Here is a 25,143-nt window from a genome sequence, read left to right as displayed (position 1 = left end):
CCGGCTGTGGGCCGCCGGCCAGGCCGGACAGCGATGTCAGTAGACGCTGACGCCGTACGCGCTGAGGGCCTCGGTGACCGGCTGGAAGAAGGTCGTGCCGCCGGAGGAGCAGTTGCCGCTGCCGCCGGAGGTCAGACCGTACGCGGTTCCGTTGCTGCCGTAGAGCGGGCCGCCGGAGTCGCCGGGCTCGGCGCAGACCGTCGTCTGGATCAGACCGCGGACGATGTCGCCGCCGCCGTAGTTGACGGTCGCGTTGAGGGCGGTGACCCGGCCGCTGTGGGTACCGGTGGTGGAGCCGTCGCGGATGACGGTGGTGCCCACACTCGGCGTGGCCGCGCGGGTGATGTCCACGCCGTTCGCGGTGCCGGGCCGGCTGACGGAACCGGAGTAGCGCACGATGCCGTAGTCGTTGCCCGGGAAGCTGGAGCCGGCGGTGGAGCCGATGACCTGGGTGCGGCCGGAGTTGGAGTACCAGGTGCCCGCGCCGTCGGTGCAGTGGCCGGCGGTCAGGAAGTACTCGGCGCCGCTGCTGCTGCGCACGTTGAAGCCGAGGGAACAGCGCCAGCTGCTCGCATAGATGGCGTCGCCGCCCTGGATCAGCTTGCTGAACTTGCCGGGGACGCTCTTGATGGTGAGCGCGCCGGCGTTGGCCCCGGCCTGTTCCTTGATCTGCGCGATCTCCGCCTTGGAGACCGTGGAGTCGACGGTCACCATGACGCGGTTGGTCTTGCTGTCGACGGCCCAGGCGGTGCCCGGGATGTCGGCCTTCAGCACGGCGCCGCCGGCGCTCTTGAGCTGGGCGGCGCTGAAGGTGGTGGGAGTGTCCGCCGCGGTCGCGTTGGGGATCGCGATCGCGGCTGCGGCCACGAGTCCGGTGGATACGGCGATCAGCCGGGTCCGTCTCGTAACGCCACTGCGGGGGGTAGTGCGCTTGATCCTCACTTTTCGTTCCCTCCAAGGGAAGTCGGGGGCCCGCGTGGGGTCGGGGCCCGTGAGGCGCAGTCAGAGGGGCATGAGTCCGGATTCCGAACATGCCGTGCCCCTGACAAGCGCTGAGGGGAGTATTCGGTCGAACGACCGGTCGGCACAAGGGCGCCTTTCGGCCGTCAACCCTTGAACGATCGGCGCGAATTGACCGGCCCTCGCGGTTCGGCAGCCCCCGGCGGGGCACCTGTCAGCCGTCGCAGGGGCAGCAGCAGTCGCAGCCGTCACAGTCGCAATCCCGGCAGCACCCCTCACGCTTCTTGCGCGACCAGGGGCCTTCGTACTCCTTCGCACAGCACAGCTTGCAGGTGCAGCACAGCAGCCAGAACATCCCGCAGCCGGCCCAGAACCCACGCCGCCCCTTCGGCGGCTGCGGCGCCGGCCCACCGCCGAACCCACCGAAGTCACCACCGCCGCCACTGGCACCGCCGCCGGGCGCTCCCCCGCCACCGGCGTACGGGTTCTGGCCCGCGTACGAGTTCCCGCCGGCATACGGATTCTGCGGCGCCCCGTACGGCCCCTGCTGCGGCGGCTGCCCGTAGGGCCCCGGCTGCTGGGACGCATGGGACGAACAGGTCGGCACCGTGCCGAACGCCCGGTCCACCGAGCGCCGCAGCTCGTGCACCAGCAGCAGATGCGCCAGCCTGGTATCGGTGAACTCGACCTCGCGCAGCGCCAGCCGCACCCCGTGCACCGCGTCGTCGGCGAGCCGGCGCGCCTCCGCCGGCGAGGTCCCGGTCGCGGTGAGCGGGTTCCACACCCCGGCCCGCGCGTCGGCCGCCCGGTCCTCCACGGCGTCCAGGAGGTGCGCCAGCCGCCCGAACAGGCGCCCTGCCTCGGCGAGCGGCCCAGCGTTGCGCGGCCGTCCGGCCAGGATCGCGGTGTGTGCGAAGGCGGCGGCGGTCGCCGTCTCGGTCGGTTCGGTCACGGCGAGGATCGGCGTCCCGAGCCCGGCGAGCGCCTCGATGCCGACCTGCCGGTCCACAGCGTCGACGAGTACGGCGGTGTCGAACCCGACGGCCGAGCCGCTGCGGGCACCGGCCGCGCCCCAGCCCGCGGCCACCCGGCGCGCGGCGAACGCCAACGGCCTGCGGGCCAGCAGCCCGTCGCCGTCGGCGACATGGTCACGCACCTTGGCCGAGGCGAGCACCAGCGAGACGGCGGCGGCGAGCCGGGCGCCCTCGCCCTGAGCGACGGACGCGGTGCGCATCCCGCGGCAACGGGCACGGTCCGGCCGTACGCCGAAGTCCGTTGTCCCGCTGCGCCTGAGCCTCGGTCAGGACGGAGATGAGGAGCCCGTCGTAGTTCGTCACGATCCGCGCGAACTGGCCGTGGTCCCCGCGCAACGAGAGGCACAGTCCGCACAAATGCGCCAACCATTGCCCTGCGAGGTTCTCCCCGAGGCGATGACGACAGGGCCTGACGATTCCGAACACGACGCTCCCCCGTGGTTCTTACGACGTTCCTGCGACGCTGAGCTGGCGCATCGTACCGATCGCGGCCCCGAGAGCCCCGCCCGCGGCGTTCACCCGTACGCACCCCACATCACCCATACGCCGTGAAGAATCATATTTCACTCCCAGTCAGCAGCCGTACGTGGCATGCCCCTTGGGGGACACGGGCTCTCGACGTATTCGCTGTGCACCAGTACCGTCACAAACCCCCCGCGCGGCGTCTATCCACTTGGCACGACGTCCGCATCATGGATGACCATAGGGATGCGGCAGACGAGAAAGAACGCTGTGAGAGGAGGCGTCCATGGGATCGGTGCGCAAGGCGAGTGCCTGGCTGGGCCTCGTCGACGACAACGATGACGAGCGTTACTACGACGACGACTACTCCGAAGGGACCGAGCCCGGGGATGCCTGGGTCACCGACCCGAGGGTCAAGGTGGCCACGGATGTCGCCGAGGAGAAGGGCCGCCGGATCGGCACGGTCACTCCGGACAGCTTCCGGGACGCCCGCGCCATCGGCGAGCTGTTCCGGGACGGGGTCCCCGTCATCATGAACCTCACGGCCATGGAGCCCGCCGACGCCAAGCGCGTCGTGGACTTCGCGGCGGGGCTCATCTTCGGTCTGCGCGGTTCGATCGACCGCGTGTCCAACCGGGTGTTCCTGCTGAGCCCGGCCGACACGGAGATCGTCAGCGGCGAGCGGGCACCGCACCGCGAGGACGGCTTCTACAACCAGAGCTGAGGCAGGGCCGCTCGCCGGCCCTGCCCCCTGGTGGGGATCAGCGGAAGGCGTCGAGCCCGGTGAGCGCCTTGCCCAGCACGAGCTGGTGCATCTCGACGGTGCCCTCGTAGGTGAGCACCGATTCGAGGTTGGTCGCGTGCCGCATCACGGGGTATTCGAGCGAGATCCCGTTGGCACCGAGAATCGTCCGCGCCGTACGGCAGATGTCGATGGCCTCGCGGACATTGTTGAGCTTGCCGAAGCTGACCTGCTCGGGACGCAGGCGGCCGGCGTCCATGCGCCGCCCCAGATGGTGGGCGAGCAGAATCCCCTTGTGCAGTTCGAGCGCCATGTCGGCGAGTTTGGCCTGGGTGAGCTGGAAGCCCCCGATCGGCCGGCCGAACTGCTCCCGCGTCTTCGCGTAGTCGACGGCGGCCTCGAAGCAGGACCGCGCCGCACCCATCGCGCCCCACACGATCCCGTACCGGGCGTGCGAGAGACAGCTCAGCGGCCCCTTGAGCCCGACGACCTCGGGCAGCACGGCATCGGCGGGCAACCGTACGTCGTCGAGAACGAGCTCACTGGTGACGGAGGCGCGCAGCGACAGCTTGTGCTTGATCTCGGGCGCGGAGAACCCGGCACTGCCGGCCGGCACGACAAACCCGCGGATCCCCTCCTCGGTCTGCGCCCACACCACGGCGACCCCGGCGACCGACCCATTGGTGATCCACATCTTCCGCCCGTTGAGCACCCAGTCCGAGCCGTCCCGCTTGGCGTACGTCCGCATGGAGCCCGGGTCGGACCCGTGGTCGGGCTCGGTCAGCCCGAAGCACCCGATCACCTCACCGGAGGCCATACGAGGAAGCCATCCCTGCTTCTGCTCCTCACTCCCGAACCGGTGAATGGCGTACATGGCGAGCGACCCCTGCACGGACACCAGGGACCGGATCCCGGAGTCGGCGGCCTCCAGCTCCAGACAGGCGAGCCCGTACTGCACGGCGGAGGCCCCGGCGCACCCGTATCCGCTGAGCGACATCCCGAGGGCACCGATCTCCCCGAGCTCCCGGGCGAGCTCGCGGATCCCCGGCAGCTCGCCCTGCTCGTACCACTCGGCGACATACGGCACGACCCGATCCGCGGCCCACTCCCGCACGGTGCCCCGAATCGCCAGGTCCTCGGCGTCGAGGAGGTCGTCGATGCCGAGGGGGTCGGCGGGGTCGAACGGGGGCAGCTTCGAGGACGCGGACATGGGGACCCTCCGGCAACGACTTAAACTAGCGCCGCTAGTTACGACTCTGGGCCCAGACGCTACGACGCAGTGTCCCGCACGTCCAGTACGCACGCACCCACACACGGCAGGCCGCCGACGGCGAGGAACCCCCACAGGAGAGGTCAACCGCTCAACGAACTGGAAACGGGTGGTGCGTGGGTGGGAGAAGGCCCGGTCAAGCGGAGACGCGTGACTCGGCGACTTCCCGAGGCTTGGGCAACTCCACAGCAGCCGCCTCACACTGCATCGCCCGCGGCAACCGCAACGCCATCACGGCCCCCAGCAACAACAACCCCGCACTCACCAGCAACGTCACATGCAGCCCGTGCACAAACGAATCCCGGGCCGCATGCCGCAGGGCAACCCCCGCAGGCCCGCCGAGCTGCGCGGCAACCTCGTACGCCTCCCCCAGCGAGTGCGAAGCCGCCGTGGAGGCGTGCGCCGGCACCCCTGGCACGGTCGCCAGCCCGGGGGCGTACGCCGCGTTCATCACGCTGCCCAGCAACGCGATGCCGATCCCCGCGCCGAGTTGGTACGACGTCTCCCCGATCGCCGCCGCCCCGCCGGCCTGCTCCTGCGGAGCCTCGCTCAGCATCGACTCGTACGCCCCGAAGAGCGTGGTCTCGAGTCCGAAGCCGAGCAGTACGAACCCGGACACCATGAGCCCGCAGTTGTCCGCCCGCCCCATCAGCGTCAGCAGGACCACCGCGGCGGCCGTCAGGCAGAACCCGAAGCACACCATGCTCCGCGGCCCGAACCGCCGCAGCATCCGGGCGCCCGCGAGCCCCGCAGCCATCGCCGCGAACGTCAGCGGCAGCAGCCGCAGCCCCGTCTCCAGCGGCGACAGCCCGAGCACGAGCTGCAGGTACTGCGCCGCGATCAGCTCGAGACCGACCAGCGCGAGCATGGCCAGCACGATGCACCCGACGGACGTACTGAACGCCGGGCGGGCGAACATCTTGAGGTCCACCAGCGGATACGCCCGCCGCTTCTGCCGTCGCACGAAGAGGACCAGCAGCCCGGCGCCGGCCACCAGGGGCACCAGGGTGAGCAGGCTGGCCACCGGCTCTCCGCCGCCGAGCCGCTTCACGCCCAGGACGACGCCGAAGAGGCCGGCCGCCGCCAGCAGCGCGCCGACGACGTCCCAGGGCCCCTTATCGTCGCCCTTGGACTCGGGCAGCAGCAGCCGTCCCACCGGGAGGCTGACCAGCATCAGCGGGATGTTGACGAGGAAGACCGAGCCCCACCAGAAGTGCTCGAGGAGGAAGCCGCCGAGCAGCGGCCCGACCGCCGCGCCCACCGCGGCCACCGCGCTCCAGATGCCGATGGCGAGAGCCCGCTCGCGCCGGTCGGGGAAGACCTGGCGCAGGATCGACAGCGTCGCGGGCATGATCATCGCGCCGCCCACGCCGAGCAGGGCGCGGGCCAGGATCAGCACCTGTGGGTCGTGCGCGAGGGCCGCGAGGCCGGAGGCGAGGCCGAAGAGGCCGTATCCGAGGAGCAGGACCCGTCTGCGGCCCACCCGGTCGCCGAGCGTGCCGAAGAGGATCAGCAGCGAGGCGCAGACGAGCGGATAGATGTCGACGATCCAGAGCAGTTCTATCGCGCCGGGGCGGAGGTCCTCGGTGACGGCGGGCACCGCCACGTGCAGCACGGTCGCGTCGACGGCGACGAGCAGCAGGCTGACGCAGAGGACGACGAGGACGACCCAGCGGTTGGCACCGGCCCCGGCCGCCCGACGGCGCAGCGCAGCGGCGGCCGTGGTCGTCCCGGACATGTACGTACCTCCCAGATGTTCCCTCGCCCTCGGCGGGCACGCGGGGTGGGGACTTCCCCGCGACTCGGCCGGAGAGGAGCGGTGGTCTCCGGCCCGCGCAACAACGGCGAGTGACTCGTCAGGGTACGCGAGTCCGCGTCCGGGCCGAGTGGCGGACCTCTCAGACTCCACACGATCGCGTGTGGCGTACGCCACAGGACCCGACTCCAGCCAGTGAGCGGCAGGAGAAATCCGCCCCATGATTCGGTGAACGAATTAATAAGCAGTGAAAAACTAACGAACAGGATGATCAAAGGAATTGAAGGATGCCGCCCCACACGATTACGGATTCCTTGGAAATAGAGCTCCCGCCGAGAGGAATCCCACATCACATCGTCATCACAAAGCCGTGGAATCGCCGTTGAACTGCGCTCACTCGCTGTAACGTCGATTGAGTGCGTACCGAACGAAAGCTGACCCGTCTGGACCGGGTCTTCGCCAGGCTGGACCGGGAACCGGAACGTCCGGCCCACATCGATGTGCCGCGGATGACCCGGCACAGGATCGTGCTCTTCGCCTCGACCCTGGCCTTCTATGGCGCCATCGTGTGGGCCGTCGTCATCACCTCGTGGCTGGTCCGGCTCGACTGGCAGGTCATGTTCTTCCGGCCGTACCAGCAGTGGGCGGAGATCCACGCGTTCGTCGACTACTACGTGGTGGTCGGCCAGCGCGGCCCGACCGCCGTGATGGTCGCGGCCTGGCTGGGCTGGCGCTCCTGGCGGCAGCACACGCTGCGGCCGCTGCTCGCGCTCGGCGTCTCGCTGCTGCTGCTGAACATCACCGTGGGTGCCGCCAAGCTCGGCATGGGCCGCCTCGGTCCGCACTACGCGACCAGCATCGGCTCGAACGAGATGTGGCTGGGCGGCGATATATTTCCCAGCGGCCACACCGCCAACGCCGTGGTGACCTGGGGAATCCTGGCCTATCTGGCCTCGACCCCGAGAGCGCGCCGCTGGCTGTCGGCCCTGTCGGCGGTGACCTCGCTCGGCGTGGGCATGTCCACCGTCTACCTCGGTACGCACTGGCTGAGCGACGTGCTCCTCGGCTGGGCCGCCGGCCTGCTGATCCTGCTCGCCCTGCCGTGGTTCGAGCCGTTGATCGCCCGCTCCGAGGCCCGGATCTTCGAGGTGCGCGAACGCTGGCGCGAGCGCCGGGCCGGCACCGTCGCCGTCCCGACCGCCCCGGTCGAGGCCCCGGTGCCGCTCAAGCCGCGTCCCACGCCGGCCGACAACGAGGCCGCGGCGCGCGACACGTCCCCCGCGGCCCGCGACACGACCGCTGCGGCCCGTTCCACCCGGGGAACACCCGGCTACATGGCGCCCGGCCCGCACACGACCCGCGCGGAGCGCACCCCGGTCACCCCGGCCGGCAGCCGCCGCCCGCCGCACACGGACCGCATCACCCGCGGCGGCGCCCCCTCGGCCCGCCCCCTCACCGGCGGCTGACCTCCCCCGAACGGCGGGTTCGGTACGCACAGCCACCCGCTCACGGCGACGGCCCCGGTTCCGCTCGGGAACCGGGGCCGTCGCCGTCGTGTATCAGCCGTATGTCAGCCCTTCCAGGCCCGCGCCACCTGGCCGTCCTTCACCTCGAAGTTCAGCCGGCCACTGCGGTATTCCATGGTGATGATCGCCCCCGGCGGCAGCGAACGCACCGTCGACCACCCACGGTCACGGGCGAGCCGCTCGGCCCGGTCGGCATCGAGACCGACATACCCGTCCGGGTTGTCCTCGGGTTCTGCGGGGGGTTTCGGAATGGGTGCCATGCGACCCACGCTAGGGCACACGTACGTCCCGGGTCACGCTTTTGTCACAGAATCACGACACGCGTTTCGGCCGATTGGCCATCACCCGGCCGTCACACGGACGAGGGATTTTCCGGGCCTTCCGCAGGCATTCGATGGTAATTCCCGCGTGTCATGGAGACCCACCCACCGTCCGGCGCAAAAGTGCCCGGGGAACCGCCCCCGGGCTCCTTTATCCCCCGATTCGGCGCGGGCCACGGGAGCCGGTGCGGCACAGGAAGTACATGGCTCCACCACAGAACCTCCGTACGCCCTCTGTCGGAGCGCTGCCGACGCGAGCATCATGGCGTGAGCTCGCGCCGGCGCGTGCGACGCGGGCTTCAGCGGGCCCGGGACGCGACGAGCGAAGGGGCGGAGCGAGCGATGGGGACGCAGACCGTACGGGCGACGGCACCCATGCGAAGCAGGCAGCCCGGCGGCCGGGTGATCGTCGACTGGCTGACCACCACCGATCACAAGAAGATCGGCCATCTCTACCTGATCACATCGTTCGTGTTCTTCCTGGCCGGCGGCGTCATGGCCATGCTGATGCGGGCCGAACTGGCCCGGCCCGGGATGCAGTTGCTGAGCAACGAGCAGTTCAACCAGTTGTTCACCATGCACGGCACGATCATGCTGCTGCTGTTCGCGACCCCGACCTTCGCGGGCTTCGCCAACGAGCTGATGCCGCTCCAGATCGGCGCCCCGGATGTCGCCTTCCCCCGGCTGAACATGCTCTCGTACTGGCTGTTCCTGTTCGGCGGCCTGATCGTGATGGGCTCACTGATCGTGCCGGACGGACCGGCCGCCTTCGGCTGGTTCGCCTACGCACCGCTGAACAGCCTGGAACGCTCCCCCGGCATCGGCCCCGATCTGTGGATCATGGGCCTGGCACTGGCCGGCTTCGGCACGATCCTCGGCGCGGTCAACTTCATCACCACCATCATCGGGATGCGCGCCCCCGGCATGACGATGTTCCGGATGCCGATCTTCACCTGGAACACGCTGTTCACGTCGATCCTGATCCTGATGGCGTTCCCGGTGCTGGCCGCGGCCCTGCTGGTGCTGGAGGCGGACCGCCGGTTCGGCTCGGTGGTGTTCGACGCGGGCAACGGCGGGGCGCTGCTGTGGCAGCACCTGTTCTGGTTCTTCGGGCATCCCGAGGTGTACATCATCGCGCTGCCGTTCTTCGGCATCATCAGCGAGATCATCCCGGTCTTCGCACGCAAGCCGATGTTCGGCTACCTCACGCTGGTCGCGGCGACGATGGCGATCACCGGTCTGTCGATCGTGGTGTGGGCGCACCACATGTTCGTCACGGGCGCGGTGCTGCTGCCGTTCTTCTCCTTCATGAGCTTCCTGATCGCCGTGCCCACGGGCGTGAAGTTCTTCAACTGGACCGGGACCATGCTCAAGGGCTCACTGTCCTTCGAGACGCCCATGCTGTGGGCGACGGGCTTCCTGGTGACGTTCCTGTTCGGCGGTCTGACGGGGGTGATCCTGGCGTCTCCGCCGCTGGACTTCCACGTCTCCGACACGTACTTCGTGGTCGCCCACTTCCACTACGTCGTCTTCGGCACGGTCGTCTTCGCGATCTTCGCCGGGTTCCACTTCTGGTGGCCCAAGTTCACCGGGAAGATGCTCGACGAACGGCTGGGCAAGATCCACTTCTGGACGCTGTTCGTCGGCTTCCACACCACGTTCCTGGTGCAGCACTGGCTGGGCGCGGAGGGCATGCCCCGCCGGTACGCCGACTACCTGGCGGCCGACGGCTTCACTGCGCTGAACACGGTCTCGACGATCGGCGCGTTCCTGCTCGGCCTGTCGACGCTGCCGTTCCTCTACAACGTCTGGAAGACCGCCAGGTACGGCCGGCGGGTCGACGTCGACGACCCCTGGGGCTACGGCCGCTCCCTGGAGTGGGCGACCTCCTGCCCGCCCCCGCGGCACAACTTCACGACGCTGCCGCGGATCCGCTCGGAGTCCCCGGCGTTCGATCTGCACCACCCCGCGCACGCGGAGCCCGACCGGTCCCCCGCTCCAGCGACCGGGACAGCAGATCCCGAGCGTCCCTGATCGCCTCGATGAACTCGACGGGCTCCAGCACCTCGAACTCGAAGCCGATCATCATGATGTGCAGCACCATCACATCGAGGCTCGCGGCCCCGGTGCGCAGGACGCAGGCGGCGTCCCCGTCGGCCTCCAGGGTGCCCGCGGAGGGCGAGATGCGCTCGGCCGCCTCGTGCAGGGGCACCAGCAGCCGGATCACGGCGTGCGAGGCGTACGCGCGCGTGGAGACGCCCTGGGAGACATACGCGGCGAGGTCCTCGGCGGGCGGGGTGCGCGGCGTGAAGCGCGGGCCGTGCGGCGGCCTGGGGGTGATGCGGTCGACGCGGAACGTACGCCAGTCCTCGCGGTCGAGGTCCCAGGCGACCAGGTACCAGCGGCGCTCGCTGCACACCAGGCGGTGCGGCTCGACCGTCCGGCGGGTGGCGGCGTTGTCGTGGTCGCGGTACTCGAAGCGCAGGCGCTCCGCGTCCCGGCAGAGGTTCGCGAGCTCGGTCAGGACGGCGGGGTCGACGCCGGAGGGCCGGGGGCTGCGCAGCATCGGCACGGTGAAGGCGTTCAGCGCGGCCACGCGGCGGCGCAGCCGGTTCGGCAGGACCTGCTCCAGTTTGGCGAGGGCCCGTACGGAGGTCTCGCCGATGCCCTCGATGCCCTGGCCTGCGGCGGTGCGCAGGCCTACGGCTACGGCGACGGCCTCGTCGTCGTCCAGGAGGAGGGGTGGTAGCTCGGCGCCGGCACCGAGCTGGTAGCCGCCGCCGGTGCCGGGGCTGGCGTTGACCGGGTAGCCGAGTTCGCGTAGGCGGTCGATGTCGCGGCGGACGGTACGGGGCGTGACGCCGAGGCGTTCGGCCAGGTCGGCACCTGACCATTCGCGGTGGGCCTGGAGGAGGGAGAGCAGCCGCAGGAGTCTTGCGGAGGTGTCGAGCATGGGCGCCTAATGGTTCGGGGGTACGGGTTCGCGGGCGAGTGCGGGTCTATTGTGGCTGGTCGCGCAGTTCCCCGCGCCCCTCAAGGGCGTTGCAGCTAAGCGGCATTCGACACTCAGGTTCCCTTGTCGGGTTTCGTACGGGACTCGAGAAGCCAGGGAGTGCACCTTCATCGCGCCCGGCATCAGGCGGTGCGGTTCGCCCTCCGTCACGCGTGCGAACGCGTCCCAGTGGCCCTCCGGCAGCGCCACGCTGCTCGGCAGGGCGGCGCGCAGGCGGCCGGCGGTGGCCGGGGTCAGCGGCAGGGTGACCTCCTCGCGGCCCTCGCGGTGGCGCAGTACGAGATGGGCGGGCCCACTCGCCCCGGCCGCCGCCGTGACGTCGAAGGTCAGCCCGCCCGCCGAATCCGCGATGCAGTCGGCGCGCAGTGGTGCGGCCTGCGGCACGGGCGTCATGCGCTGCGGTTCCTCCCTCCGCGCTGTGTGCTCTGTCGGTTGGACCGGCGAGGCGGCCCTTTGGTTGCCTGTCACGGCTCGTACGAGAGCTGCGGCACCTCGAAGCACGTGGTGTTCATGTCGCCCTGGGAGACCCAGCCCCGGCCGTCCTCCCAGCGGGCGACCGACAGACAGGTCCGGCGGCTCTCGGGCGGCTCGGGCAGCCGCTCGAACCGGACCGGGATCAGCAGGCCGTCGGCGGTGTATCCCTGGCCGCGGTTCACGTAGTCGTCGACGCACGCGCGCGTGACGCCGGTGTCCGACCGCGCGCACGACCTGGCCGCGTCCGTGAACCACATCGCCGCCGCCCAGCCCTCGAGCTGCCACTGGGAGTGCGTCTTCAGCCCCTTCGTGGCGTCCCGGAACGCGCGTACGGCGTCGTGGTCCGTGTCCTCGAAGTTGCGGGACGATCCGGTCGCCCACAGGGCGTTGCGGCAGCGCGGGGAGTCCTTGTAGTCCTCGGCGACGGCGGACGTCCAGTTCTGTACGTTCGTGACCTTGGCGGTGACCTCGGCGCCGACGTCGTCCATCGCCTCGCACAGTCGGGCGTTGCCGTGGCTGTCGATGGCGTCGAAGACGAGGTCGGCGCCCTGGTCCTTGAGGTCGGCCGCGATCGCGCGGAAGTTGGGCAGCGCGAAGTCGACCTGCTCGGTGACCACCTTGTAGCCCTCGGCCTTCAGGCCCCGCTCGACGAGCCGGGCGTAGGCGGCGGACGCGGGCTGGTTGTAGGAGACCACGGCGGCCGTGCGGGCGCCGTGCTCGCGCTTGAAGTAGCGGTAGACCTCGGTGCCGCCGTACTGCTTGCCGTCCCAGCCGGTGGTGCCGTCGCGGGGCGCGAGGCTGCCGTAGATGCTGTACAGGTGCGGGTAGGTGTCGTAGGCGGCCCCGATGGGCTGGCCGCCGATGTCGGGCACGCGCGCGCGTGAGACGCGCGAGGCGCCCGCGTAGTCCAGGGCGGTGGTGGCGACCAGGGCGACGACCTTGTCCTCGTCGATCAGCTCGTGCACGCACTCGTTGTTGCCGACGCCGCTGCCGCCGTCGTCGCACAGCCGCACCTCGACACGGCGGCCGTCGATGCCGCCGCGCGCGTTGAGCCGGTCGAAGTAGGCCTTGGCGCCGTCACGCGGGCCGATGAAGGCGTCGCCGCCGACCGGGCTGGTGGCGCTGGTGATGACGCCGACCCGGATCGGGGTGCGGTCGTCGGCCGGCGCGGGGGCCGTGCCCCGGTCGCGGTGCTCGAAGTCGCTCTCCGGCAGCCGGCTGCCGCACGCCGTACTCAGAGCCAGCACCAGCACGGCGATCGCCGCCTCAGCACCCCGGAATCGGCGACGCATTGCCGCTCATCTGGACCAGCGCGCACAGGGTCTTCGCGGACACCTTCCAGGTGCCGTCCTGTTCGACGGCGGTTCCGGCGGCGTTCGGCAGGGCGGTGGCGCCCTTCAGCGTCAGGTCGTACGTCACGTTCGCCTCGGTCGGCGCGGTGAACTCGATCTTGGAGACCTTCGCCTGGACCTGCCCGCCGCGCTCGTCACCGCTGAACGCCTGCAGGACGGGCGCCATCTGCTCGCCGTTCTCCAGGACGGTCTGCTTGTCCTCCAGGGAGGTCTTCGGGTCGAAGAACTTCTGCCAGTTCTGCTTGATCTCCGTCTCGGCGGCCGCCACGTCGGCGGGCGCCGATGCGGCCGGTGAGGTCCGCTCGACGGTCGGTGTCGGCGGGGTCTCGTTGCCGCCGCCGCCCTCGTCGTCGGTGCACGCGGCGAGGGCCGGGGCGAGGATGAGGAGCAGGGCGGCCGCCAGCGCCGTCCCCCGTCCCCTGCGTGCGCCGTTCCGCCTGAGGTCGCTCCCGAGAACCATCTGGCTCACCACCGGGTGTCGATCCGGGCGGGCTGCGCCCGGTGCTTTCAGGGTCAGCTTGCACGAGGCATAGTGCAAGTCCATTGGCGGACATGGAAGACGGCCAGGCACATGCGCACACATCCGATGTGCGGGCTGTGCGGGCACACAGACCGACATGTGGGAGCCAGCGATGCGGACAGCCCGACTGCGGACCGTGCACCCCGTCCTGTGGGCCGGCTGGGCCGCGCTCGCGGCCGGCGCGGTGCTGTGCGTCATCGGCTGGTACGGCATCTCCGGCGAGCGGTTCGCCGAGCGGCAGTTGCCGTATCTGGCGTCCTGCACGGTGCCCGGGGCCGCGCTGATCATCGCCGGGTCGGTGCTGCTGACCCATGGCCGGGGCGCGCTCGCCGCCGCGCGCGTGGAGGAGCTGTACGGCCTTCTGGTGGCCGCCGAGCCCGCCGACGCCGAGGAGTCCGGGCAGTCGGCCGCGGCGCCGCTCGCGGTCAGCGGGGACCTGCTGATGGTGCCCGGCGGCACCCTCTGGCACCGGGCGGACTGTCCGCTGGTCGCCGGCAAGGTGGAGGCCGTCCCCGTCGATGCGAAGCTGGTCAGGAGCGGCGAACTGGGCCCGTGCCCGATCTGTGAGCCCGCCGAAGCGGATGACTGATGTCCTCCCTGACGTACGACCTCACCCTGGCCGGTCTGTCGGTCGGCAGCGCCGCCGCGCTCACCGGCATCGGCCTGGTGGTCACGTACCGCGCGACGGGCGTGCTGAACTTCGCGCACGGGGCGATCGCGATGGTGTGCGCGTATGTGCTGCGCCAGTGCGTCGTGGAGTGGGGCTGGCCGCTGTGGGCGGGCGCGACGGTGACGCTGCTGGTCCTGGCGCCCGCCATCGGGATGGCGCTGGAACGGTTCGTCTTCCGTCCGCTGTCGGTCCTGGGCGGCGACCCGGCGCAGACCCTGGTGGCCTCCATCGGCGTGTTCGTGCTGCTGGTGGGCGGTGCGGCGCTGCTGTGGGGCCAGGGGGCCCGGGACGACGCCCCCGAGCTGGTGTCGGCGGATCCGTGGGGCCAGCTCGCGGTGGCGCTGCTGCTGGCGGCCGGGGTCGGCGCGGTCATCCGCTGGACGCGCTTCGGCCGGGAGCTGCGTGCCGTGGTGGACGACCGGCAGCTCGCCGTCCTCGGCGGCATCGACGCGGACCGGGTGGCGGCGGCGGGCTGGGCGTTCGGCTCGTTCACGGCGGGACTGACGGGCGTGCTGCTCGCGCCGTACCTGCGTCTCGACCCGTACGGCATGCCGCTGCTGGTGATGGAGGTGGTCGCGGTCGCGGTGGCCGCGCGGATGCGCAGCCTGCCGGTCGCGGTGGTGGCGGCGCTGGCCATCGGCGTGGCGCAGAGCCAGCTCACCCGTCTGCACCCGTCGGGCTGGGGCGCCCCGCTGCTCCAGGCGGTCGGCACCAACCTCTTCGTGGTGGCCCTGCTGATCGCGGCCCTGGCCCTGCCCGGCGTCGGCACCCGCGACGCCCTGCCCCGCACGGCCACCGCGCGCGTGCCGACCCCGCCGGGCGCCTGGATCGTGGCGGCCGTCCTCTTCCTGCTCCCCCTGGGCTTCGCGGGCTCGGACCTGCATACGTCGGTGCAGGTCCCGGCGCTGGCCGTGGTGCTGCTGTCCCTCGTGGTCGTCACCGGCCGCGGCGGCCAGATCTCCCTCGGCCAGGCGGCGTACGCGGGACTGGGCGCCCTGTTCACGGCCCTGCTGGCGGCGGGCCGCTTCCCGGGCCTGCCCCGGCTGCCGGAGCTGGCTGCACTGGCGCTGGCGGTCGTCCTGGTGGCGCCCCTGGGCCTCCTCACGGGCTGGCCGGCGATCAACCGCCGGGGTCTGGCCCTGGCGCTGGCCACCTTCGCGGTGGGCGTCGGCGTGAGCCGCTTCGTCTTCGACCAGCCGTACGCCATCGCGGGCCTTTCCCTGGGCCGCCCGGCGGGCTTCGAGGGCGACCGCGTGTACTACGTCCTGGAGCTCGGCCTCCTGGCCGCCGCCCTGCTGACGACCTGGCTGCTGCGCCGGGGCCGTACGGGACGGGCCCTGGCGGCGATGCGGGACCACGAGTCCGGCGCGTCGGCGGCGGGCGTCCAGGTGCCCTCCCTCAAGCTCCTGGCCTTCGTCTCGGGCGCCGCCCTGGCCGCCCTCGGCGGCGGCATGCTCGGCATGGGCCTGCGCGCCTTCGACCCGGCCGCCTACGACCCGGTCCGCGGCCTGCTCTGGTTCGCCGCGGTGGTGGTCCTCGGCGCCGACAGCACCCTGGGCGCCCTGACCGCGGCGGCCCTCCTGGTCGGCCTGGACGCGGGCGCCCGGGGCGGGGTGGCGGCGGCGCTGATCGGGGTGCTTGCGGTGCTGGTGGGACGGTTCCCGGGGGGACCGTACGAGGCACTGCGGACGGCGGCGGGGAGGCTGCGCCCGCGGCGCGGGGCACGGCTCACGGCGCTGGGCGCCCAGGTACGTCAACACCTGCACCCACCCGAGCGAGAACGAGCCCCCCGCCCGGCGCTGACCGGCGTGACGGCGTTGAGCACGGCGGGAACGCCACCGCGCACCGACCGACCAGCCGCCGACGGCGTAGAACCCCCACAGGGGCCACCCGCACCCGACGACGAAAGCCGCACGGGCGGTGCGGGTCGGAACCCGAACGCGGCCGAAGGCCGCGTGCACCCCCGCACACCCGCACTGACAACGCACCACCTCCAGGCCCGCTACGACAACTTCACCGCCGTCGACGACATCACCCTCACCGTCCCCCCGGGCAAGGTCACCGCGATCATCGGCCCCAACGGCGCAGGCAAGACCACCCTGTTCCACTGCCTCGCCGGCACCCACCGCCCCACCCACGGCCAAGTCCGGTTCGGCACCCGCGACATCACCCACCTGCCCGCCCACGCCCGCACCCGCCTGGGCATCGCCCGCACCTTCCAGCAACTGGCCGTGTTCCCCTCCCTCACCGTGGCCGAGAACGTCCGTGTGGGCGCCGAACAGGGCCGCCTGAAGGACCCGTCGGCCGTGGAGCGGTCCCTGCGGCTGATGGGCCTGGACGGCCCGGTACGCTCGCTGCCCGCCGCCGGTCTGCCCACCGGCACGCTCCGGCGTGTCGAACTCGCCCGGGCCCTCGCCGGCGGCCCGCGCGTCCTGCTGCTGGACGAGCCCGCCGCCGGCCTCGACACGGCGGAAGTCACCGCACTCGCCCGGGTCCTGAGGGCCCTCGCCGCGGACGGCACGGCCCTCCTCGTCGTCGAGCACGACCTCGACCTGGTCGCCGACCTCGCCGACACCGTGCACGTGATGACGGCCGGCCGCATCGTCGCCTCCGGCCCACCCGACCGCGTGCTCGACGCGGCAGGCAGCCAGGAGGCCCCCGCATGACGACCACCATCTCGCTGCGCCACGCGCGCGTGCGCTACGGCCCTCTGGAAGCCCTCCACGGCGTCACGATCGCCGCTCACGGCCCCGGCCTCACCGTCCTGCTGGGCCGGAACGGATCCGGCCGTACGACGGCCCTGCGCGCCCTGGCCGGAACGGTGCGGCTGTCGGGCGGCGCGGTGGTGTGGGACGGCGTCGACGTGACCCGGGTGCCCGCGTACGAGCGGGCCCGCCGCGGACTGTGCCTGGTCCCCGAGCGGCAGGCGGTGTTCGGCTCCCTCAGCGTGCGCGAGAACCTCGAACTCGCGGGCGCGCCGTACGACATCGCCCTCGACGCCTACCCCCGGCTGAGGACCCTCCTCGCCCGCCGCGCCGGCACCCTGTCCGGCGGCGAGCAGCGCATGCTCGCGCTGTCCCGCGCTCTGCTGGCACGCGCGCGTGTCGTGCTCGTGGACGAGCCCGCGCAGGGCATGTCGCCCACGGTCGCCGCCCATACGTACGAGTTGCTGAGCGGTCTCGACGCGTGTGTGGTCGTCGCCGAGCAACGACTGCCGCCCGCGCTGCGGGCCCGGGCGGCAGTCGTCCACGAACTGCGGCGCGGCGCGGTCGTGTTCAGCGGAGAGGCGTGTGAATTCGCAGGCCGGGCAGGGAGGCGGCCCACCGGTTCGAGTCCTTCGGCCTGAGCGGCGTCGCGCCGCGGTTCAGCCGGTGCTGGGCGGCGCTGGGTCCGTCCCACTTCATACGGCCCTTGAGCCCGTACCGCCGGGAACAGTGCGGCCAGGCCCCCCAGCCCTGCACGGCCACCACCTTGCGGGCGATGGTGATCTGCTCCTTGCGGCTGGCGAGATCCGCGCGCGGGGCGTACTTCAGCCCGCCGAAGCCCTCCCAGGTCCGCTGCGAGAACTGGAGTCCGCCGTAGTGGCCGTTGCCGGTGTTGATGTGCCAATTGCCGCCGCTCTCGCACTGGGCGACACAGCCCCAGGGCCAATGGCTCCTGGCGCAGGCCAGTGACGAGGGTTTGGGAGGTGGTCCGGACGCCGGTAGTGGTGGCGCCACCTGGGGCGCGTGCGTGGCGTGCGACGTCGCTGGGGTGGCGGCGGTCAACAGGGCGGCGGCTAGGGCGATCGTGAGCGGTGCGTATTTCATATCAGCACGCTAGGCAGCTTATTGCCACCAACCGGTGCGGCGCGTCCGATGGACGCAAGGCCCCACCCGGTCGGCGGACCGGGCGGGGCCAGTGGGCCGCGCTCAGAGTTCGAGGCGCTGCCCGGGCACGATCAGGTCGGGATCACCGCCGATGACGGACCTGTTGGCGGCATGGAGCTGCTGCCAGGTGGTCCCGTGCCGGGCGGCGATGCCACTCAGCGTGTCGCCCTCGCGGACGGTGTAGTCACCGCGGGACGAGTCGCGGGTCGTGTGTCCCGACGAACGCTCCGGCGTCTGCGACGGAGTCGACGGGGCCGCCTTGGTGGTCGATGGAGCCGCCTTGGCGGAGGGCTGAGAGCCGGCCGCGGGAGCCCCGGCTGCGCTCCCGTACGCTCCGGCCCGGGCCGAACAGGTGGGCCACGCGCCCCATCCCTGGGCGCGCTGGACCTTGGTGGCCACGGCGATCTGCTGGGCCTTGCTGGCCTGGTCCGCCGTCGGCGCGTAGGCCGTGCCGCCGAAGCCGCGCCAGGTGGAGGCGGAGAACTGCAGCCCGCCGTAGTAGCCGTTGCCGGTGTTGATGTGCCAGTTGCCGCCGCTCTCGCACTGGGCGATGCGGTCCCACACTCCGCTGTCCGCCGCTGCGGCGTTGCCGGTGGCGGCCAGCAGTCCGAGCGGGGCGAGCAGTGCCGCCCCGGCGAGGACCGCTGTCGTACGAGTCCGGCTTCCGTTCGAAGCCTTCGGCGTCTTCCGAGCGTTGTCGTGAGTGTTATCGGCACATTCGGACATGTAGTTCCCTCTCGAAGGACTCGGGGTCCCCCAAGGCGGAACGCCACCGACCACGCCATGGGGCGCGTCGTCGGCGCTCGCCCCGTCCGCCGGAAGGTGGTGCTGCATGCTGGCTGGTGCGGTCGGCGGACGTACCCGAGCGGTGCTCGTTGCACACGGCCGAGGAATGTAGGGACATGGGTCGCCCGGTATCAACCAACTCCTTGTCATTCCAGGCCAGTTCGCCGTTACCCCCGGTATCGTCGATTTCCGGCCACCCACTTCATTCGCGCATTTCGTGATTTGTCGACCAGCGAACCCGACGATCTGTGACACACCCCACGTAACCAACTTCCTTGGATTCCCTAGCACTTGACGGTGAGTGGGCAATCCGCACGCAGGGTGACCCTGCGCGCTGGATGGTTCGATTCCGTTCGCCGTGGTGCGTGACTCCCGCCACAGATCGTCCGTTGTCTTCTTCATGAGCCCGGGACCCGCCCGGTTCACGGGCCGGGAGCCACCCGGCCCCACCCGCACCACATCCCGAGGAGCCACCCCGTGCCACGCATGCTCGACGTCAGCGACGAGGTACGTGCCGAGATCGGCGACGAGGAAGCCGACCGGCTGCTCGCCGGAGACAACGCCCCCGGCAGTTACGACTGCACGTCCTGCCGCACCCCGGGCGATCTGGAACAGGAGCGCACCAGCACCGTCCTGTTCATCGGGGACGAGACCGCCGTCCTCGCCTTCGCCCACGCCACCTGCCTGCCGTCGCAGGTCGTCCAGGTCACCGAGGAGCAGTTGCAGGGCGCCGTGAAGTCCATCACCGGCGACACGGTCGACCTGGAGCCCGACAAGATCGTGCCGGAGCAGGCCGTGCTCGGCGTGACCAGCGGACTGGTGCTGATCGCCGGGGAGTTGCACCCCGCGCTCGTCGTCGAGCCGACCGGGCCCATCGTGCGCCCCGGCGCGACCGGCGCCGGTGACGACTTCCTGCCGCTGCTCATCGAACAGGGGTTCATGCCGGTGACGGAGCTGGCCGATGTGCCGCCGGTGCTGCACGGGTGGTCGGTGCTGCTGGCGATGGGGCAGCTGCACGCGGTGCTTCAGCCGGGGACCAACGGGGGCCAGCCGGTCGCCTGGTGGCAGGCGCACCAGCCGCTGCTGGTGACCGACGGCTGGCGGGCCGCCGCGAACAAGCACCAGCAGGTGCTGATGTTCGCGGCCCCGGTGGGCTCCATCGGACGCCAGCCCAGGGAGGACCTGCTGCGGGAGGCCCTGGACAAGGCCGCGGCGAACGGGAAGTTGGTCGGGGCGGCGCTGCCTCTTGCCGGGACGTGAGTGCCGCACACCCCTAAAGGGCGGCTCCCGACCGCATCCCTGAAGACTCAGGGTCGTTTGGACATACGTGCATGCATACGACGTTCCCCGCCTTCAGGGCGGTCCATCGCCCACGCCGATCTACGACGCGCTGTACGCCGAGTACGTCAAGTCCTTCCGTTCGCTGCCGGGTGATCGCAGTGGGGAGGAGGACCTGGGGTTCGTCGCGTTCGGGAGCATCCAGCGCGGTACGGGCACGTACGGCGGCCATCGTCCGGGGTCGTTCAGCAGCTCGTACAGCGCCTACAGCGCGGGGGCGCACAGCGCCCGGCACGGCAACAACGGCAACGGCGGTCAGCAGCCGCAGTGGCAGCGCGTCGGGCACATCGGACAGCAGGGCTCGGGGATGCACCATGTCCCGGCCGCGCTGCCCCCGGCGCGCAGAGGCTGAGCAGACGTAAGGGCGGCCCTTCGCCGGGCCGCCCTTCGTCGTGTCCGTACTTCTCTTCCCGCCGTTACTCACTCCCGCCGTTACTTCTTCTTGCCGCGCTTCTCGCGCACCCGCACCGAGATGTGGATCGGCGTGCCCTCGAAGCCGAACTCCTCGCGCAGCCGGCGCTCGATGAAGCGGCGGTAGCCGGCCTCGATGAAGCCGGAGGCGAAGAGCACGAACCGCGGGGGCTTGGTGCCGGCCTGGGTGCCGAACAGGATGCGGGGCTGCTTGCCGCCGCGGATCGGGTGGGGGTGGGCGGCGACCAGCTCACCGAGGAAGGCGTTCAGCCGGCCGGTCGGAACCCGGGTCTCCCAGCCCGCGAGGGCCGTCTCGATGGCCGGGACCAGCTTCTCCATGTGCCGTCCGGTGTGCGCCGAGACATTGACCCGGGGCGCCCAGGCGACCTGGCCGAACTCGGTCTCGATCTCCCGCTCCAGGTAGTAGCGGCGCTCCTCGTCCAGGGTGTCCCACTTGTTGTAGGCGATGACCATCGCGCGGCCCGCCTCTACGGCCATGGTCACGATGCGCTGGTCCTGGACCGAGATGGACTCGGAGGCGTCGATCAGGATGACCGCCACCTCGGCCTTCTCCACCGCGGCCGCGGTGCGCAGCGAGGCGTAGTAGTCGGCGCCCTGCTGGAGGTGGACGCGCTTGCGGATGCCCGCCGTGTCGACGAACTTCCAGGTCACACCGCCCAGTTCGATCAGCTCGTCGACCGGGTCCCGGGTGGTGCCGGCCAGTTCGTTGACGACGACGCGCTCCTCGCCCGCCACCTTGTTCAGCAGGGAGGACTTGCCGACGTTCGGGCGGCCGATCAGGGCGATACGGCGCGGGCCGCCGATGCCGCCCCCGCCGAACGACTCGCGCGGCGCGTCCGGCAGCGCCTCCAGTACGGCGTCCAGCATGTCGCCGGTGCCCCGGCCGTGCAGGGCCGAGACGGGGTGCGGCTCACCGAGACCGAGGGACCACAGGTACGCGGCGTCCGCCTCGCCACTGGGGCCGTCGACCTTGTTGGCGCACAGCACCACGGGCTTGCCGGCCTTGCGCAGCAGTCGTACGACCGCCTCGTCGGTGTCGGTGGCGCCCACCTTGGCGTCGACGACGAACACGACGGCGTCGGCGGCCTCGATCGCGAACTCGGCCTGCGCGGCGACAGAGGCGTCGATGCCGAAGACGTCCTGCTCCCAGCCGCCGGTGTCGACGACCTTGAAGCGGCGGCCCGCCCATTCGGCCTCGTAGGTCACGCGGTCGCGGGTGACGCCGGGCTTGTCCTCGACGACGGCTTCACGCCGCCCGATGATCCGGTTGACGAGTGTCGACTTGCCGACATTCGGCCTCCCGACGACGGCGAGGACGGGCAGCGGCCCGTGCCCGGCGGCCTCGATGGCCCCCTCGACGTCCTCGAGGTCGAAGCCCTCTTCCGCGGCGAGCTCCATGAACTCCGCGTACTCGGCGTCGCCAAGCTCTCCGTGGTCGTGCTCCTCGCCCGAGCCCTCGGAGTGGATGTGGTCGTTCATGAAGTCCGTACCTCGTAGTTCATCGTGGTGATCGGTGGAACGACCGGGTTTCTCCCGGCTGATCCACTACTCAGTGTCGCCCAGACGGCCGGTCAGCCGCCTGGCGTTTTCCAGGTGCTCGGTGAGCTGCTTCTGGATGCGCTCGGTCGCCTCGTCCAGCGCCCTGCGCGTACGCCGCCCGCTGCCGTCGCCCGCGTCGAACGGGTCGCCGAAGACGACGTCGACGCGGTGCCGCAGCGGAGGCAGCCCTTTGACCAACCGTCCCCGCTTCTCCGAACTTCCCAGCACCGCGACCGGGACGATCGGGGCGCCGCCGCGCACCGCGAAGTAGGCGAGCCCGGCGCGCAGCGCGGCGAAGTCGCCCTCGCCACGGGTGCCCTCGGGGAATATCCCCAGGACACCGCCGTGCGCCAACACGTCGAGGGCCTGCGTGATGGCCGTGCGGTCGGCGGCGTGCCGGTCCACTTTCAGCTGACCGATGCCGGTCAGGAAGGGGTCCAGCGGGCCGACGAACGCCTCCTTCTTGATCAGGAAGTGCACCGGCCGGGGCGCCACGCCCATCACCATCGGGCCGTCGATGTTGTGGCTGTGGTTGACCGCCAGGATCACCGGCCCGGTCGCGGGCACTCTCCAGGAGCCCAGGACACGGGGCCGCCACAGCCCGTACATCAGGCCGACGCCGATGCGCCGCCCGACGTCGGCACCCCGCTCGGATGGCACACTCACTTCGCTGCTCGCTTCTCCTCGACGAGCGTGACGACGCACTCGATGACCTGCGGCAGCGTGAGGTCGGTGGTGTCCACCTCGACCGCGTCGTCCGCCTTGGCGAGCGGCGAGGCCTTGCGGCTGGAGTCGGCCGCGTCACGCTTCATCAGCGCCTCGCGGGTCGTGTGCACGTCGGCACCCTTCAGCTCACCGCTGCGGCGGGCGGCACGCGCCTCCGGCGAGGCGGTGAGGAAGATCTTCAGGTCGGCGTCGGGCAGCACGGTCGTGCCGATGTCACGCCCCTCGACGACGATGCCGACCTCCGCGGAGGTCGCCAGCGAGCGCTGCAGCTCGGTGATCCGGGCACGCACCTCCGGCACCGCGCTCACCGCACTGACCTTGGAGGTGACCTCCTGGGTGCGGATCGGACCGGCGACGTCGGTGCCGTCGACGGTGATCGTCGGGTTGGCCGGGTCGGTGCCGGAGACGATCTCGGGCTTGCCGGCCACGGCGGCGATCGCGGAGGGGTCCTCGATGTCGATGCCGTTGGTCACCATCCACCAGGTGATCGCCCGGTACTGGGCGCCGGTGTCGAGGTAGCTCAGCCCGAGCTGCGCGGCGACGGCCTTCGACGTGCTCGACTTGCCCGTGCCGGAGGGGCCGTCGATGGCGACAATCACGGGCTTGGCGGCACCGTTTTCCACGGGGGGACACCTTCCTGGTGCGGTGTGGCGGGAGTGTGGGGACGCGAGAGCGCCCCGCACAAGGTTACTGGGTTCGCGTCACTCGTCCGGCCGGGCCGGGTCGCCCCGGCTACTGCCGGATCGCCCATCCTCGCTCCCGCAGCGCGGCGCTGAGCACCGGTGCCGCCTTCGGTTCCACCATCAGCTGCACCAGACCGGCCTGCTGTCCCGTCGCGTGCTCGATGCGCACGTCCTCGATGTTGACCCCGGCCCGCCCGGCGTCCGCGAAGATCCGCGCGAGCTGTCCCGGCTGGTCGTCGATGAGCACGGCGACGACCTCGTAGACCCGCGGAGCGGCCCCGTGCTTGCCGGGCACCCGCACCTGTCCGGCGTTGCCGCGCCGCAGCACGTCCTCGATCCCGGCCGTGCCCTCGACCCGTTTGGCCTCGTCGGACGACTGCAGCGCCCGCAGCGCCCGCACCGTCTCCTCCAGATCCCCGGCGACGTCGGTGAGCAGGTCGGCGACCGGTCCGGGGTTCGCGGAGAGGATGTCGATCCACATCCGGGGGTCGGAGGCGGCGATCCGGGTCACATCCCGGATGCCCTGTCCGCACAGCCGTACGGCCGCCTCCTCGGCGCTCTCCAGCCGCGCGGCGACCATGCTGGACACCAGGTGGGGCATGTGGGAGACGAGGGCGACCGCGCGGTCGTGGGCGTCGGCCTCCATCACCACCGGCACGGCGCGGCAGTGCGAGACCAGTTCCAGGGCGAGGTTCAGCACCTCGGTGTCGGTGTCGCGGGTGGGTGTGAGCACCCAGGGCCGGCCCTCGAAGAGGTCGCCGCTCGCGGCCAGCGGGCCGGACTTCTCCCGCCCCGACATGGGATGGGTCCCGATGTACGACGACAGATCGAGCCCGAGCGCCTCCAGCTCCCGCCGCGGCCCGCCCTTGACGCTGGCCACGTCGAGGTAGCCGCGGGCCACGCCCCGGCGCATGGCGTCGGCGAGCACCCCGGCCACGTGCGCGGGCGGGGCGGCGATGATCGCGAGGTCGACGGGCCCGTCGGGGGCCTCGTCCGTTCCGGCGCCGAGCGCGGCGGCCGTACGGGCCTGCTCCGGGTCGTGGTCGGCGAGGTGGACGACGACACCGCGCCCGGCGAGCGCCAGTGCGGCGGACGTGCCGATGAGGCCGGTGCCGATGACGAGTGCGGTTCTCACTGGGCGATGTCCTTGCGCAGAGCGGCGGCGGCACCGAGGTAGACGTGCGCGATGTCGGCGCGGGGCCGGTCGGACTCGATGTGGGCGAGGACGCGGACGACCCGGGGCATGGCGCCGTCGATGTCCAGTTCCTGGGCGCAGATCAGCGGGACGTCGACGATGCCGAGCTTGCGGGCGGCGGCCGCCGGGAAGTCGCTGTGCAGGTCGGGAGTGGCCGTGAACCAGATGCTGATCAGGTCGTCCGCGGCCAGGCCGTTCCGCTCCAGGATCGCGGTGAGGAGGGCCCCGACCTGCTCGTCCATGTGGCCGGACTCGTCCCGCTCCAGTTGGACGGCCCCCCGGACCGCTCGTACCGCCACGGCGCTGCTCCTTGCTGATGTACGGATCGGCTCTAGGCCTGTTCTACGACTGTCCAGCCTAGTCAGCCCGGCTCCGGCGGACGCGGCTCGCCCGCCCGCTGAGACACCCCGCCCTCGGGACCCCCGGCTCCGCACCATTACGATTCGCACGCTTTCTTGCATTCCATCCCGGTTGCT

General features: G+C 71.4%; 22 protein-coding genes and 2 pseudogenes. 8 read left to right on the top strand and 16 right to left on the bottom strand.

Features of this window, described 5'->3' with window-relative positions; all coding sequences use genetic code 11:
* Positions 1-36: 36 nt before the first annotated feature.
* Entirely contained in the window at positions 37-942 is a 906-nt protein-coding gene (locus tag ACP4J3_RS13215) for a S1 family peptidase (RefSeq protein WP_426533721.1), read from the bottom strand.
* A gap of 232 nt (positions 943-1,174) precedes the next feature.
* Positions 1,175-2,420, bottom strand: a pseudogene (locus ACP4J3_RS13210) (DUF5685 family protein).
* Positions 2,421-2,742: 322 nt separating this feature from the next.
* Between ACP4J3_RS13210 and ACP4J3_RS13205 the strand changes: the two are divergent.
* Positions 2,743-3,180, top strand: coding sequence for a cell division protein SepF (locus ACP4J3_RS13205; RefSeq protein WP_194047952.1), 438 nt, complete (start codon positions 2,743-2,745; stop codon positions 3,178-3,180).
* A 37-nt stretch (positions 3,181-3,217) separates the two neighbouring features.
* On the opposite strand, the gene ACP4J3_RS13200 is transcribed toward ACP4J3_RS13205, so the two are convergent.
* Positions 3,218-4,408 carry an acyl-CoA dehydrogenase family protein gene (locus tag ACP4J3_RS13200; protein ID WP_426533718.1) on the bottom strand — a complete coding sequence of 397 codons (1,191 nt, stop codon included), beginning with the start codon at positions 4,406-4,408 and terminating at the stop codon, positions 3,218-3,220.
* Between the two features lie 196 nt (positions 4,409-4,604).
* On the bottom strand, positions 4,605-6,206 hold the full coding sequence (locus ACP4J3_RS13195) for an MFS transporter (RefSeq protein WP_426533716.1): 1,602 nt from the start codon (positions 6,204-6,206) through the stop codon (positions 4,605-4,607).
* 434 nt (positions 6,207-6,640) lie between these two features.
* On the opposite strand from ACP4J3_RS13195, the gene ACP4J3_RS13190 reads away from it, so the two are divergent.
* Entirely contained in the window at positions 6,641-7,690 is a 1,050-nt protein-coding gene (locus tag ACP4J3_RS13190; RefSeq protein ID WP_426533714.1) for a phosphatase PAP2 family protein, read from the top strand.
* A gap of 104 nt (positions 7,691-7,794) precedes the next feature.
* On the opposite strand, the gene ACP4J3_RS13185 is transcribed toward ACP4J3_RS13190, so the two are convergent.
* Positions 7,795-8,010 carry an I78 family peptidase inhibitor gene (locus ACP4J3_RS13185; RefSeq protein ID WP_194047948.1) on the bottom strand — a complete coding sequence of 72 codons (216 nt, stop codon included), beginning with the start codon at positions 8,008-8,010 and terminating at the stop codon, positions 7,795-7,797.
* A 402-nt stretch (positions 8,011-8,412) separates the two neighbouring features.
* Here ACP4J3_RS13185 and ctaD point away from each other — a divergent pair.
* Positions 8,413-10,095: pseudogene (ctaD, locus tag ACP4J3_RS13180) on the top strand (cytochrome c oxidase subunit I); the annotation flags it as partial.
* On the opposite strand, the gene ACP4J3_RS13175 reads toward ctaD, so the two are convergent.
* The 4 genes from ACP4J3_RS13175 to ACP4J3_RS13160 all read right to left on the bottom strand — a co-directional run bounded on the left by ACP4J3_RS13175 (position 9,983) and on the right by ACP4J3_RS13160 (position 13,369).
* On the bottom strand, positions 9,983-11,023 hold the full coding sequence (locus ACP4J3_RS13175) for a helix-turn-helix transcriptional regulator (protein ID WP_426533712.1): 1,041 nt from the start codon (positions 11,021-11,023) through the stop codon (positions 9,983-9,985). The pseudogene ctaD and the gene ACP4J3_RS13175 overlap by 113 nt on opposite strands.
* 6 nt (positions 11,024-11,029) lie before the next feature.
* Complete coding sequence (locus ACP4J3_RS13170; protein ID WP_426533710.1) at positions 11,030-11,476, bottom strand: hypothetical protein; 447 nt, start codon at positions 11,474-11,476, stop codon at positions 11,030-11,032.
* Positions 11,477-11,547: 71 nt separating this feature from the next.
* Positions 11,548-12,849: an ABC transporter substrate-binding protein gene (locus tag ACP4J3_RS13165; RefSeq protein ID WP_426533708.1), complete on the bottom strand. Its 1,302-nt coding sequence runs from the start codon at positions 12,847-12,849 to the stop codon at positions 11,548-11,550.
* Entirely contained in the window at positions 12,824-13,369 is a 546-nt protein-coding gene (locus ACP4J3_RS13160; RefSeq protein ID WP_426533706.1) for a hypothetical protein, read from the bottom strand. The genes ACP4J3_RS13165 and ACP4J3_RS13160 overlap by 26 nt, the downstream gene beginning before the upstream one ends.
* A gap of 172 nt (positions 13,370-13,541) precedes the next feature.
* On the opposite strand from ACP4J3_RS13160, the gene ACP4J3_RS13155 reads away from it, so the two are divergent.
* Genes ACP4J3_RS13155 through ACP4J3_RS13145 form a run of 3 tightly spaced genes read left to right on the top strand, consistent with a single transcriptional unit; the run spans position 13,542 to position 17,445 of the window.
* Positions 13,542-14,018, top strand: a complete 477-nt coding sequence (locus ACP4J3_RS13155; RefSeq protein WP_426533704.1) for a hypothetical protein — start codon at positions 13,542-13,544, stop codon at positions 14,016-14,018.
* Positions 14,018-16,765, top strand: a complete 2,748-nt coding sequence (locus tag ACP4J3_RS13150; protein WP_426533702.1) for an ABC transporter permease subunit — start codon at positions 14,018-14,020, stop codon at positions 16,763-16,765. Before ACP4J3_RS13155 ends, ACP4J3_RS13150 begins: the two co-directional genes overlap by 1 nt.
* On the top strand, positions 16,762-17,445 hold the full coding sequence (locus tag ACP4J3_RS13145) for an ATP-binding cassette domain-containing protein (RefSeq protein WP_426533700.1): 684 nt from the start codon (positions 16,762-16,764) through the stop codon (positions 17,443-17,445). The genes ACP4J3_RS13150 and ACP4J3_RS13145 overlap by 4 nt, the downstream gene beginning before the upstream one ends.
* Here ACP4J3_RS13145 and ACP4J3_RS13140 read toward each other — a convergent pair.
* The gene (locus ACP4J3_RS13140; protein WP_426533698.1) at positions 17,375-17,908 is read right to left on the bottom strand and encodes a transglycosylase family protein; all 534 of its coding nucleotides are present in this window, start codon (positions 17,906-17,908) and stop codon (positions 17,375-17,377) included. The two genes, ACP4J3_RS13145 and ACP4J3_RS13140, sit on opposite strands and share 71 nt — an antisense overlap.
* 102 nt (positions 17,909-18,010) lie before the next feature.
* The gene (locus ACP4J3_RS13135; protein WP_426533696.1) at positions 18,011-18,694 is read right to left on the bottom strand and encodes a transglycosylase family protein; all 684 of its coding nucleotides are present in this window, start codon (positions 18,692-18,694) and stop codon (positions 18,011-18,013) included.
* Between the two features lie 537 nt (positions 18,695-19,231).
* Between ACP4J3_RS13135 and ACP4J3_RS13130 the strand changes: the two genes are divergently transcribed.
* Together ACP4J3_RS13130 and ACP4J3_RS13125 are read left to right on the top strand one after the other, a co-directional pair.
* Positions 19,232-20,014: a hypothetical protein gene (locus ACP4J3_RS13130; protein WP_426533694.1), complete on the top strand. Its 783-nt coding sequence runs from the start codon at positions 19,232-19,234 to the stop codon at positions 20,012-20,014.
* 67 nt (positions 20,015-20,081) lie between these two features.
* Positions 20,082-20,444 carry a hypothetical protein gene (locus ACP4J3_RS13125; protein ID WP_426533692.1) on the top strand — a complete coding sequence of 121 codons (363 nt, stop codon included), beginning with the start codon at positions 20,082-20,084 and terminating at the stop codon, positions 20,442-20,444.
* A gap of 80 nt (positions 20,445-20,524) precedes the next feature.
* Here the strand turns inward: ACP4J3_RS13125 and der are convergent, their stop codons facing one another.
* The 5 genes from der to aroH form a co-directional block, all read right to left on the bottom strand.
* Positions 20,525-22,003: a ribosome biogenesis GTPase Der gene (gene der, locus ACP4J3_RS13120; RefSeq protein WP_426533690.1), complete on the bottom strand. Its 1,479-nt coding sequence runs from the start codon at positions 22,001-22,003 to the stop codon at positions 20,525-20,527.
* Positions 22,004-22,069: 66 nt separating this feature from the next.
* On the bottom strand, positions 22,070-22,672 hold the full coding sequence (locus tag ACP4J3_RS13115; RefSeq protein WP_426534045.1) for a lysophospholipid acyltransferase family protein: 603 nt from the start codon (positions 22,670-22,672) through the stop codon (positions 22,070-22,072).
* 53 nt (positions 22,673-22,725) lie between these two features.
* Complete coding sequence (gene cmk, locus ACP4J3_RS13110; RefSeq protein ID WP_426533688.1) at positions 22,726-23,412, bottom strand: (d)CMP kinase; 687 nt, start codon at positions 23,410-23,412, stop codon at positions 22,726-22,728.
* Between the two features lie 109 nt (positions 23,413-23,521).
* Positions 23,522-24,607 (bottom strand): prephenate dehydrogenase, encoded by a 1,086-nt coding sequence (locus ACP4J3_RS13105; RefSeq protein ID WP_426533686.1) that lies wholly within the window; start codon positions 24,605-24,607, stop codon positions 23,522-23,524.
* Positions 24,604-24,966 carry a chorismate mutase gene (aroH, locus tag ACP4J3_RS13100; RefSeq protein WP_426533684.1) on the bottom strand — a complete coding sequence of 121 codons (363 nt, stop codon included), beginning with the start codon at positions 24,964-24,966 and terminating at the stop codon, positions 24,604-24,606. Before aroH ends, ACP4J3_RS13105 begins: the two co-directional genes overlap by 4 nt.
* Between the last annotated feature and the right edge of the window lie 177 nt (positions 24,967-25,143).

This window comes from Streptomyces sp. UG1, assembly GCF_049974585.1.
Lineage (GTDB): Bacteria > Actinomycetota > Actinomycetes > Streptomycetales > Streptomycetaceae > Streptomyces.
The sequence above is the reverse complement of the archived record's forward strand: the minus strand, read 5'-3'. Positions and strand labels throughout refer to the sequence as shown.